The sequence below is a fragment of the Massilia sp. LjRoot122 genome, assembly GCF_964252725.1.
Classification (GTDB): Bacteria; Pseudomonadota; Gammaproteobacteria; order Burkholderiales; family Burkholderiaceae_D; genus Telluria.
Window position 1 is genome coordinate 2,767,510 of record NZ_CAXUPB020000001.1, and the last position, 14,872, is coordinate 2,782,381.

The window sequence follows — 14,872 nt, forward strand, 5'->3', positions numbered from 1 at the left end:
GTTTATTCTGCTTATACTGACACTGTACATTGTCAGAATCGGGGTGACAAGTTTCTGTGTAGAATGTCAACATGAAAGCAGAGCTCACCACTACCAGCCGTTCCTACCGTGGCTTGTCCCAGGAGGAGCGGCGCGCCGACCGCAGGTCGCGCCTGGTCGCCGCGGCCATCGCCGTGTATGGCGAGCGCGGCTACCACCAGGCCACCGTCAAGGCGGTCTGCGAGGCCGCCGGCCTGACCGAGCGCTACTTCTACGAATCCTTCCCCAACAGCGAAGCGCTGCTGATCGATTCCTTCAATGCCGTGACTTATTCTGTGCTGGGCGAGATCACGCGCGCCGCGCACGAAGCGGGCCGCGGCCGGATCGCACGCTCGCGCGCGATGCTGCATGCCTACTTTTCCGCCCTGCAGCGCGAGCCGCAGTCGGCGCGGGTCTTCCTGGTGGAGATCCGCGGCGTCAGCCGGGCGGTGGACCAGGCCTTCGACGCCGCGCTGCGTGCCATCGGACGCGAAGTGGCGCGCATCGTCGCCGCGCCGGGTGCACCGGACGATGAGCTGCTGCAGGCGGGCGTGGTCGGGGGCGTGATCCACATCGCGCTGCGCTGGATCGACAAGGGCTATGCGCCGGACATCGACGCCGTGGTCGACACGGCGCTGCGGCTTGGCGCCGTGCTGTCGGCGCCGGCACGGCGCCGGACGTAAAAAAGCCCGGCCGGGGCCGGGCTGCGATGGGCGGGGAGCCGCTTAGAACTGGAAGGCGACGCCGGCGCTGACGTTGGTCGAATCGCTGGAAGGCTTCTGCACTTCGACGCGCGCCGAGACGGCAGGAGTGAAGGCGTAGTTCACGCCGACGCCGTACAGCGCCTTGGTGGTCGAATCCTTTTCTTCGAAGCCGGCGGCCTTGATCTTGCCTTCCAGGCTGTTCACGCCGAGGCGGCCGTAAACGCTCACACGTTCGTTGACCGGGAGGCTGCCGACCAGCGACAGGTGGGCCTGGTCGACCTTCACGCTGCCCGGGCCCATGTCGTAGTCGGCCAGGCGGCGGTAACCGCCTTCCACGGCGAAGTTCTGATGGAAGTTGTAGCCGACGAAAGCGCCGACGCTGGTCTCACGGCCGGAGATGTCATCGACCTTGGTGCGGCCGACGTCCGCGCCGGCGTAGAAGGTATTCGGTTGTGCGGCAAAGGCTGCCGACGAAGCGATGATCAGGGCGGTAGCGGCTGCGATTTTCTTGAACATATTGTGTGCCTCTTTGAGCTTGTGATGCGCTGGGGCTCATTCCCGAGCGCGAGGCGATTATTGCAGCTGGGATACGCTTATCGCAATCTTTCAGATCGCACAAAAGTGCAAATAATGTTTGCAAATGTAACGGGATATGCACATGCCGTTTGCCTGTGAGTCGAATTGTGCAAAGAATTGACGGCGCCTGCCCACGTGCGAACATAAAAAAACCGCCCTTGAGGGCGGTTTCGGCAGCAGCAGCGCCTTGCTAGATGTGCAGCGCGTGTCCCAGCGCGCGCAGGGCGGCTTCCTGCACCGCTTCACCCAGGGTCGGGTGGGCGTGGATGGTGCCGGCGATGTCCTCGAGCTGGGCGCCCAGCTCGATCGATTGGGTGAAGCCGGCCGCCAGTTCCGACACGGCGCCGCCCACGGCCTGCCAGCCGATGATGCGGTGGTCGCTCTTGCGCGCCACCACGCGCACGAAGCCGTCCGTGCTTTCGATGGTCATGGCGCGGCCGTTGGCGCTGAACGGGAAGTTGGCCGTGACGATCTCGATGCCGGCCTTGTCGGCATCCAGCGGCGACATCCCGACCACCACGATCTCGGGGTCGGTGAAGCAGACTGCCGGAATCGCGGCAGGCGCGAAATGGCGGCGCTTGCCCGACACGATCTCGGCCACCATCTCGCCCTGGGCCATGGCGCGGTGCGCCAGCATCGGTTCGCCGGCCAGGTCGCCGATCGCCCAGACATTGCGCATCGACGTGCGGCACTGGTCGTCGACCTTGATGGCGCGGCCATCCATCTCCAGCATCAGGTTTTCCAGGCCCCAGCCGACCGTGCGCGGCTTGCGGCCGACGGCCACCAGCACCCGGTCCGCTTCCAGCAGGGCTTCCACGCCGGAGGCGTCGCGCACGCGCACGCGCCGGCCATCCTCGTCCATGCCGAGCACCGAGGTGGCCAGGCGCAGTTCGACACCGAGGCGGCCCAGGGCCGCGGCCACCGGTTTCACCAGGTCCGCGTCATAGGCCGGCAGGATCCGGTCGGCCGCTTCCACCACCGTGACCTGGCTGCCCAGTTTGCGGTAGGCGGTGCCCAGCTCGAGACCGATGTAGCCGGCGCCGACCACCACCAGGCGCTGCGGGATGTCGCCCGGCGACAGCGCTTCGGTCGAGGAAATGACCGGACCGCCGAAAGGCATGAAGGGCAATTCGACCGGCAGCGAGCCGCCGGCCAGCAGCATGTGCTCGCAGCGGATGCGCACGGTCGCTTCGCTTGATCCTTCCGGCCGCACCTCGACGGTCTTGCCGTCCAGGATAGTGGCCCAGCCCTCGACCAGCTTGACGCCGTTCTTCTTGAGCAGGGCGCCGACGCCGCCGGTGAGCTTCTTGACGATGCCGTCCTTCCAGGCCACCGTGCGCTCCAGGTCGATGCGCGGCTCGACCGCGGCCGCCGCCGTGCCGAAGCTGATGCCCAGCGGCGAGGTCTCGGCCGCATAGCTGCGCGCCTTGCAGAACGCGTCGGCCGCGTGGATCAGGGCCTTCGAGGGGATGCAGCCGATGTTCAGGCAGGTGCCGCCGGGCGAGGCGCCTTCGACCAGGATGGTCGGGACGCCCAGCTGGCCGGCACGGATGCCGGCCACGTAGCCGCCGGGACCGCCGCCGATGATGAGTAAAGTAGTGTGTAAAGTCTCCACGTAGTTCACCTTTTCCTTACTCCACGAAGATGGTCGCCGGCGTTTCCAGGTAGCCGCGGATGGTCTGGATGAACTTCGCCGCGACCTGGCCGTCGATCACGCGGTGGTCGAACGAGGACGACAGGTTCATCATCTTGCGCGCCACCATGGCGCCGTCACGGATCACCGGACGGTCGACGATGCGGTTGGTGCCGATGATCGCCACTTCCGGCCGGTTGATGACCGGGGTGGTGACGATGCCGCCCAGCGGACCAAGGCTGGTGATGGTGATGGTGGAGCCGCTCAGCTCCTCGCGCGTTGCCTTGCCGGTGCGCGCCGCATCGGCCAGGCGTGCGACTTCCGCCGCGCTGTCCCAGGGATCGCGCGCTTCCGCATGGCGCACCACCGGCACCATCAGCCCGGCCTCGGTCTGGGCCGCAATTCCCAGGTGGACCGGGTCGTACTGGGTCAGCAGGTTGTTGGCGTCGTCGTAGCGCGCATTCATCATCGGATACTGGCGGATCGCCAGCACCACGGCGCGCATCAGGAGCGGCAGCAGGGTCAGCTTGCCGCGTTCGGCGCCATAGCGGGCGTTGAGCTGGGCGCGCAGCAGTTCCAGTTCGGTGACGTCGATCTCTTCGACATAGGTGAAGTGCGGGATCTGGCGTTTGGCCTCCTGCATCTTCTCGGCGATCTTGCGGCGCAGGCCGATGACCGGCGACGCGTGCTCGCCTTCGAGCTTGGCATAGCGGTTGTCGCTGCCGGCACCGGTGCCGGCGCCGCGGCGACCGGCCACGTGGGCGTCCAGGTCGGCGTGGGTGATGCGGCCGGCCGGACCGCTGCCGTGCACGAACTGCAGTTCGATGCCCAGGTCCCAGGCGCGCTGGCGCACGGCCGGCGCGGCCAGCGGTTTTTCGCCATCGGCGCGCATGGGGACAGGACCGTTCTGGTAAGCGCGCGATTGTGGGGCCGGCGCCTTCGGTGGAGGAGGCGCTGCGGGAGCCGCCGCCTTCGCCGCTGCGCCATTCGACGCCTCCGCGTGGGCCACCGCGGCCAGCTGCGGATCGCCGACTTCTTCCGCCGGCGCCGTGGCGGCCGCCGACTTCACCGGTTCCTGCTTCGCCTTCTCACCGGAGAAGTTGCCGGCGCCTTCGACCTCGAGGCGGATCAGTTCCGCGCCCACGGCCAGCGACTGGCCGACGGCGCCGCCCAGGCTCGTGATGGTGCCGGCGACCGGCGAGGGGATCTCGACGGTGGCCTTGTCGGTCATGACGTCGGCCAGTACCTGGTCTTCCTTGACCGTGTCGCCCGGCTGGACGTGCCAGGCCACCACTTCGACTTCGGCGATGCCTTCGCCGAGGTCCGGCATTTTAATGACGTGAATGCCCATGGTCAGCGACCCTCCATCGTGCGTTTCAGGGCCGCCGCGACGCGGTCCGGGCCCGGGAAATATGCCCATTCCTGCGCATGCGGGTAAGGGGTGTCCCAGCCGGTGACGCGCTCGATCGGCGCCTCCAGCTGGTAGAAGCAGTGTTCCTGCACCAGCGCCGCAAGTTCGGCGCCGAAGCCGCCGGTACGGGTGGCTTCGTGCACGATCACGCAGCGGCCGGTCTTCTTGACCGAGTTGACGATGGTCTCGAGGTCCAGCGGCCAGATGCTGCGCAGATCGATGACTTCGGCATCGACGCCGCTCTCGCGCGCCGCCGCTTCCGAGACCCAGACCATGGTGCCGTAGGCCAGCACCGTGACGTCGTTGCCGGGACGGACCACGGCCGCCTTGTCGAGCTCGACCTTGTAGTAGCCGGTCGGGACGTTGCCGAGCGCGTGGCCGGACCAGGGCACGACCGGACGGTCGTGGTGGCCGTCGAAGGGGCCGTTGTACAGGCGCTTCGGTTCCAGGAAGATCACCGGATCGTCGTTCTCGATCGACGCGATCAAGAGGCCTTTCGCGTCGTAGGGATTGGACGGCATCACGGTGCGCAGGCCGCACACGTGGGTGAAGAAGGCTTCCGGGCTTTGGCTGTGGGTCTGGCCGCCGTAGATGCCGCCGCCGCAGGGCATGCGGATCACCATCGACGAGGTGAACTCGCCTGCCGAGCGGTAGCGCAGGCGCGCCGCTTCCGACACGATCTGGTCGGTCGCCGGATAGAAATAGTCGGCGAACTGGATCTCGATGACCGGGCGCAGGCCATAGGCCGCCATACCCACTGCGGTGCCGACGATGCCGCCTTCCGAGATCGGCGCGTCGAACACGCGCGACTTGCCGTATTTCGCCTGCAGGCCGTCGGTGACGCGGAACACGCCGCCGAAGAAGCCCACGTCCTGGCCGAACACGACCACGTTGGGGTCGCGCTCCATCATCACGTCCATGGCCGAGCGCAGCGCCTGGATCATGGTCATCGGCATGGTGGCCGTGTCCTTGTCTACTGCTTGATCGTCACGTGCCATGCTCATACTCCCAGTTCCTGTCGCTGCCGGCGCAGGTGCTCCGGCATCTCCTTGTACACGTCCTCGAACATCGTGGCGGCGCTCGGGGCGCGCTCGTCGCCCAGGATGCCGTAGGACTCGGCCTCTTTCTGGGCCGCGAGGATTTCCGCTTCGAGTTCGGCCTGCACCTTGTCGTGCTCCTCGTCCGACCACCAGCCCTGCTTGGTGAGATATTGGCGCAGGCGCGCGATCGGGTCGCCCAGCGGGAAGTGCTGGAAGTCGTCGGCCGGGCGGTAACGCGAGGGATCGTCCGAGGTCGAGTGCGGGCCGGCGCGGTAGGTGACCCATTCGATCAGGGTCGGACCGAGGTTGGAGCGGGCGCGTTCGGCCGCCCAGCGCGAGGCGCTCAGCACGGCCAGGAAATCGTTGCCGTCCACGCGCAGCGAGGCGATGCCGCTGCCGATGCCGCGGGTGGCGAAGGTGACGCTCTCGCCGCCGGCGATGGCCTGGAAGGTCGAGATCGCCCACTGGTTGTTGACCACGTTGAGGATGACCGGCGCGCGGTACACGTGGGCAAAGGTGAGGGCGGTCGAGAAGTCGGATTCGGCGGTGGCGCCGTCGCCGATCCAGGCCGAGGCGATCTTGGTATCGCCCTTGATGGCCGAGGCCATGGCCCATCCCACGGCCTGCGGGTACTGGGTCGCGAGGTTGCCGGAAATGGTGAAGAAGCCGGCGCGGCGCACTGAGTACATCACCGGCAGCTGGCGGCCCTTGAGCGGGTCGCGCTCGTTGGACAGCAGCTGGCAGATCATCTCGACCAGCGGCACCTGCTTGGCGAACAGGAGGCTCTGCTGGCGGTAGGTCGGGAAGTGCATGTCGCCGTCTTCCAGGGCCAGGGCCTGGGCCGTGCCGATGGCTTCCTCGCCGAGCGAGAGCATATAGAAGGACATTTTCTTCTGGCGCTGGGCGATGACCATGCGCGCGTCAAAAATGCGGGTCTTCATCATGGTGCGCAGCCCGAAGCGCAGCAGTTCGCGGTCGGGTTCCGGCGCCCAGGGACCGACGGCATCGCCGTTCTCGTCGAGGACGCGGATCAGGCCGGTCGCGATGTCGCTCGTGTCGAGCGGCGCCACGTCGATCGGCGGACGCCGGACGGATCCGGCGGGACTCAATTGCAGGTACGAAAAATCGGTCTTGCAGCCCGGACGGCCGGTAGGCTCCGGTACGTGCAGCGACAGAGGCTTACTCTGACTCATAAACGCTTCCCCTTTGTAAGGTGACTTGCGGCAAGCATGATACGGCCAACGGCCGCGCACACGAAGGCCCCGGCAAACTATTTTCATATTGCTATGCAGCATAGCGGCCCTGGGACGTGGCGGACCCGGCACAGGAGGGGGCTCGCACGCCTGCGCCGGTTGCCCGCCGCACGCGGCGTCTGTAGTATGGACTCACGGAGTCGCCCGTCCATGCCCATGCGCAGGAAATCGTGAAGAAGACCGCCGTCGTCCTGCTGACTTTGCTGGTTGCCATTGCCGGGATCGGCTTGCCGATCTGGCTTGCGATCGAAGAGTCGGAGCGCCAGGCCTTCAAGGCCGAGGGCGCCCATGCGCTCGGCTATGCGCGCGACGTCGTGGTGCGCGGCAACGAGACAGCTGCCCAGGTGGAGGCCGCCGTTGTCCGGCTCGCCCCGCATGCCGCGGCGCCCTGCGCGCCGGTCGCCATCGATGTGATGCGCGAGGTCGACCTTGCGTCGACCTATATCCAGGCAGTCGGCCATATCGTCGGCAACCGCATGCCGTGCTCGTCCATCGTCGGCTCGGCACAGGTCCTGGAACTGGGCGCACCCACCTACCGCAGCAGGCGCGGCGCCCTGGTCCGCACGAACGTGCGCTTCCCCTTTGCACCGCAACATCGTTTTCTCGTGGTCCAGTTCGGCGATTTCGGCGCCATCCTGCACGCCGGCCTGCCGATCGACACCGCCAAGAGCGAACCGGACGTTGCGCTTGCCGTCATGTCCTTCGACTATCCGGCCCCGCTGAGCGCGCGCGGACATGTCGATCCGGACTGGATAAAACGGCTCGGCGACCGGCGCGAGGTCGTCTTCGAGGAAGACGGCTACGTCGTCGCCGTGGTGCGCTCGCAGGTCTACCGGGCGGCCGGCATCGCGGCGGTACCGCTGCATTACCTCCATGGGCGCTCGCAGGACGTCGCCATGCGCCTGGTGCCCGCGGGGCTGTTGGCCGGCATTGTGCTGACGCTGGCCATCCTCTACCTCGCGCGCCAGCAGATGGCCTTGCCGTTCGCGGTCAAGACCGCCCTGCGGCGCAAGGAATTTTTCCTGGAATACCAGCCGGTCGTCGACCTGCGCAACGGGCAATGGATCGGGGTCGAGGCACTGGTGCGCTGGCGCCGCCCCACCGGCGAGATCGTGATGCCCGACCTGTTCATCCCGATCGCCGAACAGAACGCGATGATCGTCAAGTTGACGCGCCAGGTACTCTACATGGTCTGCCGCGATACCCACGCCTTCCTGCAGGAGCACCCGCGCTTCCACATCGGGGTCAACCTGGCGCCGGCCGACTTCCATTCCGAAGGCTTCCTCGATTGCCTGCAGCGCACGGTGCGGGAGATGGGCGCCGCGCCTTCCAACCTGATCCTCGAAGTGACCGAGCGCGGGCTGCTCGACCCGGTCGTGGCGCGCGAGGTATCGGGCGCGCTGCGGCGCCATGGCTTTGCGCTCGCGATCGACGATTTCGGCACCGGCTACTCGAGCCTGTCCTACCTCGAATCGCTGGAACTCGACTACCTGAAGATCGACCGCAGCTTCATCGAGGCGATCGGCACCGGGGCGCCGACCAGCCAGGTGGTCGCGCACATCATTGGCATGGCCAAGGACCTCGGATTGCGCATGATCGCGGAAGGCGTGGAAAGCCAGGCGCAGGCGGACTTCCTGCTCAAGCACGGCGTCCAGTATGCGCAGGGCTGGCTGTTCGGGCGGCCGATGGCCTTCGGCGAGATCGTGCGCCAGGTGCAGGCGCGGGAGCAGGCCGCCGCCGCGCTGGCGCGGGCGGCCAGCTAGGCGACGCCGTCTAGCGCACGACCGGCAGCTCGATGTAGCTCTGGTTGACGGCGTCGTGGTGCAGCGCATTATCCGCGACGATGCCAAGCTTCTCGCTCTCGTTCGGCCCGCCCGTGTTCAGGTTGCGCACGAACTTCGGGAAGTTCGAGGACGTCACCTCGACGCGGATCCGGTGGCCCGCGCCGAACTGGATCGCGGTCGTGATCGGGGTCGGACGGATCGTCACGACCTGGCCGGGCGTGAGCAGTTCCGGCTTGTCGAAACCGTTGCGGTAACGGACGCGGAAGATGGTGTCGCCGATGATCCAGGCGGTGCCGTCGGGCGCCACGTCGACCAGTTTCACGGCGAAATCGGTGTCCTTGGCGTTTGAGGAGACCTTCAGCACCGCGTCCACGAAACCGGCCACGCTGACCGGCTTGGTCAGCGGCTCGCTGGTGTAGACCAGCACGTCGTTGCGCGCCTCGACCGGGCGCTGGTCGAAGGCGCCGGGCACGACGATGCCGCCGTTGCAGCAGTCGCCGCCGCCGATCGTCTGCACCGGGTTCATCGGGTCGTAGCGGTAGCGGTCCGCCGCCTCGTTGGCGGCCGGCGCTTCCGCCGTCAGGCGGCCGTCGCCGTAGAGCGAATTCGCCTTGCCGCCCGAGCGCAGGTAGAGGCGCATCGGTTTCGCCGTCTCCGGCGGCCAGGTGCCCGCCTGCTGCCAGCGGTTGGCGCCCATCTCGAAGTAGCGGACACGGGGCGTGTCGGCCGGGAAGGCCTTGGTATTCCCTTTCAGCCAGCGGTCGAACCAGCCGTAGATGGCGCCGTCGACGTCGAAGCTGGTGTCGCCCATGGCACGCTCGCCCACCGTCATGTTCGGGCCGAGCTTGGCGAACGCACAGTGCGGATTCGGGGCGACCACGGCGTACTGGTTCGCACTCGCTTCCTTGTCGGTGCCGGCCGCGCGCGCGTGCTTGAACAGCTCGAGATTGGGGCCGATCGAGACGTCGTACCAGCTGTTGAACCAGAGCGCCGGAACACCCCAGCCCATGCCTTCATGGTAGAGGCCGCCCTGGCGCCAAGCCGGATCGGCCGGGCTGCGGGCGATCAATTGCTCGAAGCTTCCCGGCGGCTCGCCCAGCGAGCTGAGCAGCTCGTTGACCGGCAGGTGCTTGATCTGCCTGTTCCAGTCGACCTGCGGCTTGTTCGGGTTGAGGTCGTTGTAGGCCTGGATGCGGGTGCGCAGCTTTTCGTCGGTGATCGAGGCCGGCAGTTCCGCCCGCAGCGGGTTGTCGACGCCGTACAGCCACACGAAGAACAGGTTGCGTGGGACGCCGCCCGTGTACCAGTTGCCTTGCTCCTGGAAGCGGCCGACCTTGCCGATCCCGGCGCCGGCCGCCATCGGCACCATCGCGGCATGCGCCGGATGGTTCAGGGCGGCCAGGGCCAGCTGCCATTCGGCCGACGAGGAGCAGCCCAAGGTGCCGACCTTGCCGTTCGACCAGGGCTGCTCGGCGATCCAGGTAAGGGTGTCGTAGCCGTCGGTCTGGGGATTGCCCAGGATTTCCCACTTGCCCTGGGAGAAGTAGCGGCCGCGCTCGTTCTGGACGATGAAGCTGTAGCCGCGCTTGAGCGATTCCATCACGTAGCGCTGGGTCGCCCCCTTCAGCTTGCCCTCGTTGTAGGGCGTCTTCCACAAGATGGTGGGGAGCTTGCCGTTCGCGTTCTTCGGCATGTAGATGTCGGTCGACAGCTTGACGCCGTCGCGCATCGGCACCATCACGCTGCGCCGGGAGGTGGCGATCTGCGCCAGTTCCTTGTCCAGGGCTTCCTGGCTGTACTTGCTATAGTCCTGCGCCGCGACGAAGGTGGCGGCATCCGCAGCGAACAGGCTCACTGCGACGAAACTGGCGACAATCTTTTTCAAGCGTACTCCTTCACCGTGGATAGATCAGGAGTAACACTTTATCAACAGCGCAGCTATTGAGCTAGCGCAACACGACAACGCAGCCCCAGTGTCGTTTTATGGCGTCTTTACCAAAGCGGGGGCGGCGCTCACGCTGCGCTGGCGCAGCCGGTAGCCGAGCGCCAGCAGGGCCAGCCAGGCCGGGATCATCCACACCGACAGCTGCAGGCCCGGGGTCAGGTACATCACGACCACGATGCCGGCCAGGAAGGCCAGGCACAGGTAGTTGGTCAGCGGGAAGAACGGGCTGCGGAAGGCAGTCGCCTGGCCGGCGGCCAGCTTGGCGCGGCGGAAGCGCAGGTGGCTCCAGCACACCATGCCCCAGTTGATCACCAGCGCGGCCACGGCCAGACCCATCAGCATGCCGAAGGCCTGCTTCGGCAGGAAGTAGTTGATGCAGATGCAGATGCCGGTAGCGACCGCCGATACCGCCAGCGCCGCCAGCGGCACCCCGCGTTTCGACACGGTGAGCAGGGCGCGCGGCGCATTGCCCTGTTCGGCCAGGCCGAACAGCATGCGGCTGTTGGCGTAGACGCAGCCGTTGTAGACCGACAGCGCCGCCGTCAGCACCACCAGGTTGAGGACGTTGGCCACGATATTGCTGTCGAGGGCGGCAAAGATCAGCACGAAGGGGCTGCCGCCGGTGACGACTTTCTGCCACGGATACAGCATCAGCAGCACGGCCAGCGCGCCCACGTAGAAGATGGCGATGCGCCAGATGGCCTGGTTGATGGCGCGCGGAATGGTGCGGCCCGGGTTGTCGGCCTCGGCGGCAGTGATGCCGATCATTTCCAGGCCGCCGAAGGAGAACATGATCACCGCCATCGACAGCGCCAGGCCGGCAAAGCCGTTCGGGAAGAAGCCGCCGTGCTGCCACAGGTTGGCCACGCCGGCCTGCGGGCCCGCCGTGTCGCTGGCCAGCAGGTAGCAGCCGAACACGATCATGCCGACCACCGCCGCAACCTTGATGATCGAGAACCAGAATTCGAGCTCGCCGAAGGCCTTGACGTTCATCAGGCTGAGCAGGTTGACGAGGACGAAGAAGCCCAGCGCCGAGACCCAGGTCGGGATCTCGGGGAACCAGTACTGGACGTAGATGCCGAGCGCGGACAGTTCGGCCATGCTGACGAGGATGTACATCACCCAGTAGTTCCAGCCGGAGACGAAGCCGGCCATCGGGCTGCCGTACTTGCTGGCGAAATAGCCGAAGGAACCGGCGACCGGTTCGTCGACGATCATCTCGCCGAGCTGGCGCATGATGAGGAAGGCGATCAGGCCGGCGAACGCATAGCCGAGCAGGGCGGAGGGGCCGGCCTGCTGGATGGTCTGGGCCACGCCCAGGAACAGCCCGGTGCCGATCGCCCCGCCGAGGGCGATCAGCTGGATGTGGCGGTTTTTCAAGCCACGTTTGAGTTCATGCTTCGCGTCGTCCATCGTCGGCCTTAAGGGAGAGTTGCCTTAAAGCCAGCGATTCTACTGCAAGGAAGGCGCGCCGGGCGAAACTTTGCCGGCGCTCTTGCCCGGTGTGTCAGAAGCGGCGGTAAGTGCGGTGGCCCAGCGGGTAACGCTGCGCCATCTTGCCGCCGAATTTTTTCCAGAGCAGGCCTGCAATGGCCATCATGATGATCTTGCGCATGCTGTTCTCCATTCTTCAAGGGCTGGCCGCGCGGCGCGCGGCTTCGCTGCCAGCATAGCAAATCCGACGCTGCAGGCGCGCCGCTAATAGATCGCACCGCCTGGCTGGCTGGATACCAGCGCACCCTTGACCGCCGAGATCGCATAATCGGTCGTTGCACCGTATCCGGCCCAATTGTTCAGGTCGAATGCGCCGGTGCCGGAAAGGCGCCGGACACTGATGTTCTGATAGGTCAGGGGTGTTTTTGGCGAGCATACCTGGGGCAGGCCGACCGTTTGCAGGAAGTATGCGGAGCCGGCGCCGACCCGCGTTGCCTGGCCATTCTCGACGAGCAGCGCGGTCTCGACATCGACACCGATGCCGCGCGCGGCGCTGGTCCAGCCGTCCTGGACGACGCGTGCCATGAAGGTCGCCAGGCGCCCCATGCGGTCGCGTGAATCGAGGTGCGAATCGGTGATCGTCCTGGCCAGTGGCAACAGCGCCAGGAAATCGCGGTCCAGGGTGACGTTCCTACCGTAGGGGTTGGCGAGCGCCTCCGCCGAGGTCACCGACTGGTTGGCGCCCGAGTAGATGAACTGGCCGAGCACCGCCAGGCCGGCGCTGGTGCCGCCGATCGGGATGTTGCGGCCGGCAAGTTCCTGCAAGGCGGCGGCCAGCGGCGTGCCCTTCCAGTATGTCAGGTAGTCGTTCTGGTCGCCGCCCGCAATGAAGAGTGCTTCGGCGCCGCGTATCCGCTGCAGGACAAACGGATCGCTTGCCGCGCCGCGGCTCGGCACGATAATGGTCTCGACCGAGCGGACGCCTCCCATCGCAAAAATGTAGGGGTTATAGGCTTCCGTTCCAGTGGCGCGGATCACGACAAAGTTGCCCCCGCCACCTTTGCGGATCATCCATCTGAACGCATCGTCCACGTCCGGGCCGCCACCCATCAGCACCAGCGCGGCATGTGCGGGCCGGGCGAGGGCAACATCCCTGGTATCGCCGACTGCGTAGTACTTGTAGGTCTTTTCGGCATGGGCTGCCTGAACACCCAAGGCGCCGAGGGCCAACACGGCGATCCGGCAGCTGCGTAGAAGGAGGCTGCGAACGCGCATCGAAGAAGTCATGGGAAACTTTCGTGGCTTGAAGGGAGTGTTAAAGAGGATACAACAAACCAGGCCCTTCAACGAGGCCGAAAACACAACATTCGGCCATCGCCGGCCGCGCGCAGGCGGATCAGCCGGGCATCACGAAGAAGGCGAACACGCCGGCCGCCGCCGCGCCCAGCATCATCAGGAGGAAGCCCGACATGCGCGCCAGCGACGTGAGGCGGCTGCCCTGCGGGCGGCTGCGCAGCAGGTAGAGCGGAATGCCGAGCGGCGAGATCCCGACCACCGCCGAGCTCAGCCAGCGGGAGCGGCGGAACAGCCGCGCCTCGCTGTCCAGGCGATACCAGTAGTAGGGCAGGAAGTTCAGCAGGAAGGCCGACAGCAGGGCCCACCAGTCCGGCATGTGTACGTGGGATGCGGCGTACAGGGCGTCTGCCATACCGCAGGCAAACATGAGCGCCAGCAGCGCCCACAGGGTGTTCTTGGGAGTCATTGCAAGGAATCAGAAGCGAGGCGGCGAGAATACCATCGCGACCGGGGCGCGAAATTCAACAAAAATCACGAACGTGCGGAAATATGCATGTCAGCAGATTTATTTTGCCGGTTTTGCGTTTGCTCGACGTTCACGTCGTGGCAGCGTAAAGACGTCGGCCACCAGGGTGCTGTCGCCGATCTGGCGGCTCGGCGAGGCCGCGTCGTGCACCACCAGCAGCCCTTCGCTGCCGTCCTCCTGGGTCGCGAACAGCGCGATGCCCTCGGGATGGTCGACCCCGCGGCCGAAGGGCAGTTCCAGCACCCTTTCCAGTTCGTCGGCCGCGACCACGCCGTCCTTGCCCGCGCCATTGCCATTTGCAGCGCCGCCGCGCCAGCGGAACAGGGTCACCGGGCCGTCCAGGTCCATGGTCGGCCCGGCCAGCACGAGGATATCCTTGCCGTGCACGCAGAGATCGCGGATCCCGAGACCGCCCAGGTCGAGGAAGTGCTTCGCGTACAGGCGGCCATCCTCGGTGACCGGCGCCAGGCGCAGCCGGCCCGGCTGCTCGTCGTCGACCAGGGCCACCTCCACCACCAGCGCCCAGCCGCGCAGGACGGGGCCACGCAGGCCGAGCAGCAAGTGTTTGCCGGCCACCGCCAGGCCCTCGATGTCGAAGCCGTTGTCCTTGCCGGGGATGGCGAGGAAGGGACCGAGGTGCTCGTCCTCCTTCAGCAGGGCGGTCAGTTCGTTGCCGTGTTGGTCGCCGCGCAGCATTGCTGCGCAGCGCCTCTTATGCTTGTGGACGGTTTCCTTTTCCAGGGTGTAGCCGTCGCCGTCCTTCACCACCGGGATGCGCGCCAGCAGGTAGCGGTTGCCGTCCGCGCTGACGCAGGCCAGGCGCTTGTGCGCCTTCTTGACGCCGTCGCCGTCGCGCGGCTGCTTGCGGCGCAGGCTGTGCGAGCCGGCCAGCCACAGGTATTTGCCGTCACAGGCCAGGCCCTCGATGTCGGCTTCGTTGATGTCGTCTTCCGATTCCCCGTGCGGCGGCAACGGCAGGTCGAGGTAGTCGTGCAGGGCGTACTGGCGGTGGCCGCGCGTGAAGCTGCTGCGGCCGGTGCTGTCTTCCTCGCACACCGTCAGGCGTTCGAGGCTGACCGATTCGTCGTTGGCGAGCCAGAGCGAGCTGCCCATGCGCAGGGCGACCGAGAGGCCGTCGCGCAGCTCCTTGCCGTAGCAAAGCTCGTCGCGTTCGGGGTGGAATTCGAGGAGGACGATGTTGGAAGGATGCATGCGGAGACCTCGGGGCGGCGTGCGACGTTGCCGGGTAAAG

At 66.5% G+C, this 14,872-nt stretch carries 12 protein-coding genes; 2 read left to right on the top strand and 10 right to left on the bottom strand.

Annotated elements, in window-relative coordinates:
* Window positions 1-71 precede the first annotated feature (71 nt).
* Entirely contained in the window at window positions 72-701 is a 630-nt protein-coding gene (locus ACSQ25_RS11970; protein ID WP_436105907.1) for a TetR/AcrR family transcriptional regulator, read from the top strand.
* A 42-nt stretch (window positions 702-743) separates the two neighbouring features.
* On the opposite strand, the gene ACSQ25_RS11975 is transcribed toward ACSQ25_RS11970, so the two are convergent.
* The 5 genes from ACSQ25_RS11975 to ACSQ25_RS11995 form a co-directional block, all read right to left on the bottom strand.
* Window positions 744-1,238, bottom strand: a complete 495-nt coding sequence (locus ACSQ25_RS11975; protein WP_436105908.1) for an outer membrane beta-barrel protein — start codon at window positions 1,236-1,238, stop codon at window positions 744-746.
* A 250-nt stretch (window positions 1,239-1,488) separates the two neighbouring features.
* Window positions 1,489-2,913 carry a dihydrolipoyl dehydrogenase gene (gene lpdA, locus ACSQ25_RS11980; RefSeq protein ID WP_436105909.1) on the bottom strand — a complete coding sequence of 475 codons (1,425 nt, stop codon included), beginning with the start codon at window positions 2,911-2,913 and terminating at the stop codon, window positions 1,489-1,491.
* A gap of 16 nt (window positions 2,914-2,929) precedes the next feature.
* Entirely contained in the window at window positions 2,930-4,282 is a 1,353-nt protein-coding gene (locus tag ACSQ25_RS11985; protein WP_436105910.1) for a dihydrolipoamide acetyltransferase family protein, read from the bottom strand.
* Window positions 4,283-4,284: 2 nt separating this feature from the next.
* Complete coding sequence (locus ACSQ25_RS11990) at window positions 4,285-5,298, bottom strand: alpha-ketoacid dehydrogenase subunit beta (RefSeq protein WP_436108067.1); 1,014 nt, start codon at window positions 5,296-5,298, stop codon at window positions 4,285-4,287.
* Between the two features lie 44 nt (window positions 5,299-5,342).
* Complete coding sequence (locus ACSQ25_RS11995) at window positions 5,343-6,575, bottom strand: 3-methyl-2-oxobutanoate dehydrogenase (2-methylpropanoyl-transferring) subunit alpha (RefSeq protein WP_436105911.1); 1,233 nt, start codon at window positions 6,573-6,575, stop codon at window positions 5,343-5,345.
* A gap of 230 nt (window positions 6,576-6,805) precedes the next feature.
* Between ACSQ25_RS11995 and ACSQ25_RS12000 the strand changes: the two genes are divergently transcribed.
* The gene (locus ACSQ25_RS12000) at window positions 6,806-8,398 is read left to right on the top strand and encodes an EAL domain-containing protein (RefSeq protein ID WP_436105912.1); all 1,593 of its coding nucleotides are present in this window, start codon (window positions 6,806-6,808) and stop codon (window positions 8,396-8,398) included.
* Window positions 8,399-8,408: 10 nt separating this feature from the next.
* On the opposite strand, the gene ACSQ25_RS12005 is transcribed toward ACSQ25_RS12000, so the two are convergent.
* The 5 genes from ACSQ25_RS12005 to ACSQ25_RS12025 form a co-directional block, all read right to left on the bottom strand.
* Complete coding sequence (locus tag ACSQ25_RS12005) at window positions 8,409-10,304, bottom strand: CocE/NonD family hydrolase (RefSeq protein WP_436105913.1); 1,896 nt, start codon at window positions 10,302-10,304, stop codon at window positions 8,409-8,411.
* A gap of 96 nt (window positions 10,305-10,400) precedes the next feature.
* Entirely contained in the window at window positions 10,401-11,777 is a 1,377-nt protein-coding gene (locus ACSQ25_RS12010; RefSeq protein ID WP_436105914.1) for an amino acid permease, read from the bottom strand.
* A 285-nt stretch (window positions 11,778-12,062) separates the two neighbouring features.
* Window positions 12,063-13,085, bottom strand: coding sequence for a cyanophycinase (locus ACSQ25_RS12015; protein WP_436105915.1), 1,023 nt, complete (start codon window positions 13,083-13,085; stop codon window positions 12,063-12,065).
* A 109-nt stretch (window positions 13,086-13,194) separates the two neighbouring features.
* Window positions 13,195-13,560: a hypothetical protein gene (locus tag ACSQ25_RS12020; RefSeq protein ID WP_436105916.1), complete on the bottom strand. Its 366-nt coding sequence runs from the start codon at window positions 13,558-13,560 to the stop codon at window positions 13,195-13,197.
* Window positions 13,561-13,659: 99 nt separating this feature from the next.
* Entirely contained in the window at window positions 13,660-14,832 is a 1,173-nt protein-coding gene (locus ACSQ25_RS12025) for a DUF3616 domain-containing protein (RefSeq protein WP_436105917.1), read from the bottom strand.
* Window positions 14,833-14,872: the final 40 nt, after the last annotated feature.

Coding starts and splice junctions, on each gene's coding strand:
- ACSQ25_RS12015 (WP_436105915.1), bottom strand. CDS start 13,085: ATGACTTCTTCGATGCGCGTTCGCAGCCTCCTTCTACGCAGCTGCCGG.
- ACSQ25_RS11995 (WP_436105911.1), bottom strand. CDS start 6,575: ATGAGTCAGAGTAAGCCTCTGTCGCTGCACGTACCGGAGCCTACCGGC.
- ACSQ25_RS12025 (WP_436105917.1), bottom strand. CDS start 14,832: ATGCATCCTTCCAACATCGTCCTCCTCGAATTCCACCCCGAACGCGAC.
- ACSQ25_RS12010 (WP_436105914.1), bottom strand. CDS start 11,777: ATGGACGACGCGAAGCATGAACTCAAACGTGGCTTGAAAAACCGCCAC.
- ACSQ25_RS11985 (WP_436105910.1), bottom strand. CDS start 4,282: ATGGGCATTCACGTCATTAAAATGCCGGACCTCGGCGAAGGCATCGCC.
- ACSQ25_RS11970 (WP_436105907.1), top strand. CDS start 72: ATGAAAGCAGAGCTCACCACTACCAGCCGTTCCTACCGTGGCTTGTCC.
- ACSQ25_RS11990 (WP_436108067.1), bottom strand. CDS start 5,298: ATGCCGATGACCATGATCCAGGCGCTGCGCTCGGCCATGGACGTGATG.
- ACSQ25_RS11975 (WP_436105908.1), bottom strand. CDS start 1,238: ATGTTCAAGAAAATCGCAGCCGCTACCGCCCTGATCATCGCTTCGTCG.
- ACSQ25_RS12020 (WP_436105916.1), bottom strand. CDS start 13,560: ATGACTCCCAAGAACACCCTGTGGGCGCTGCTGGCGCTCATGTTTGCC.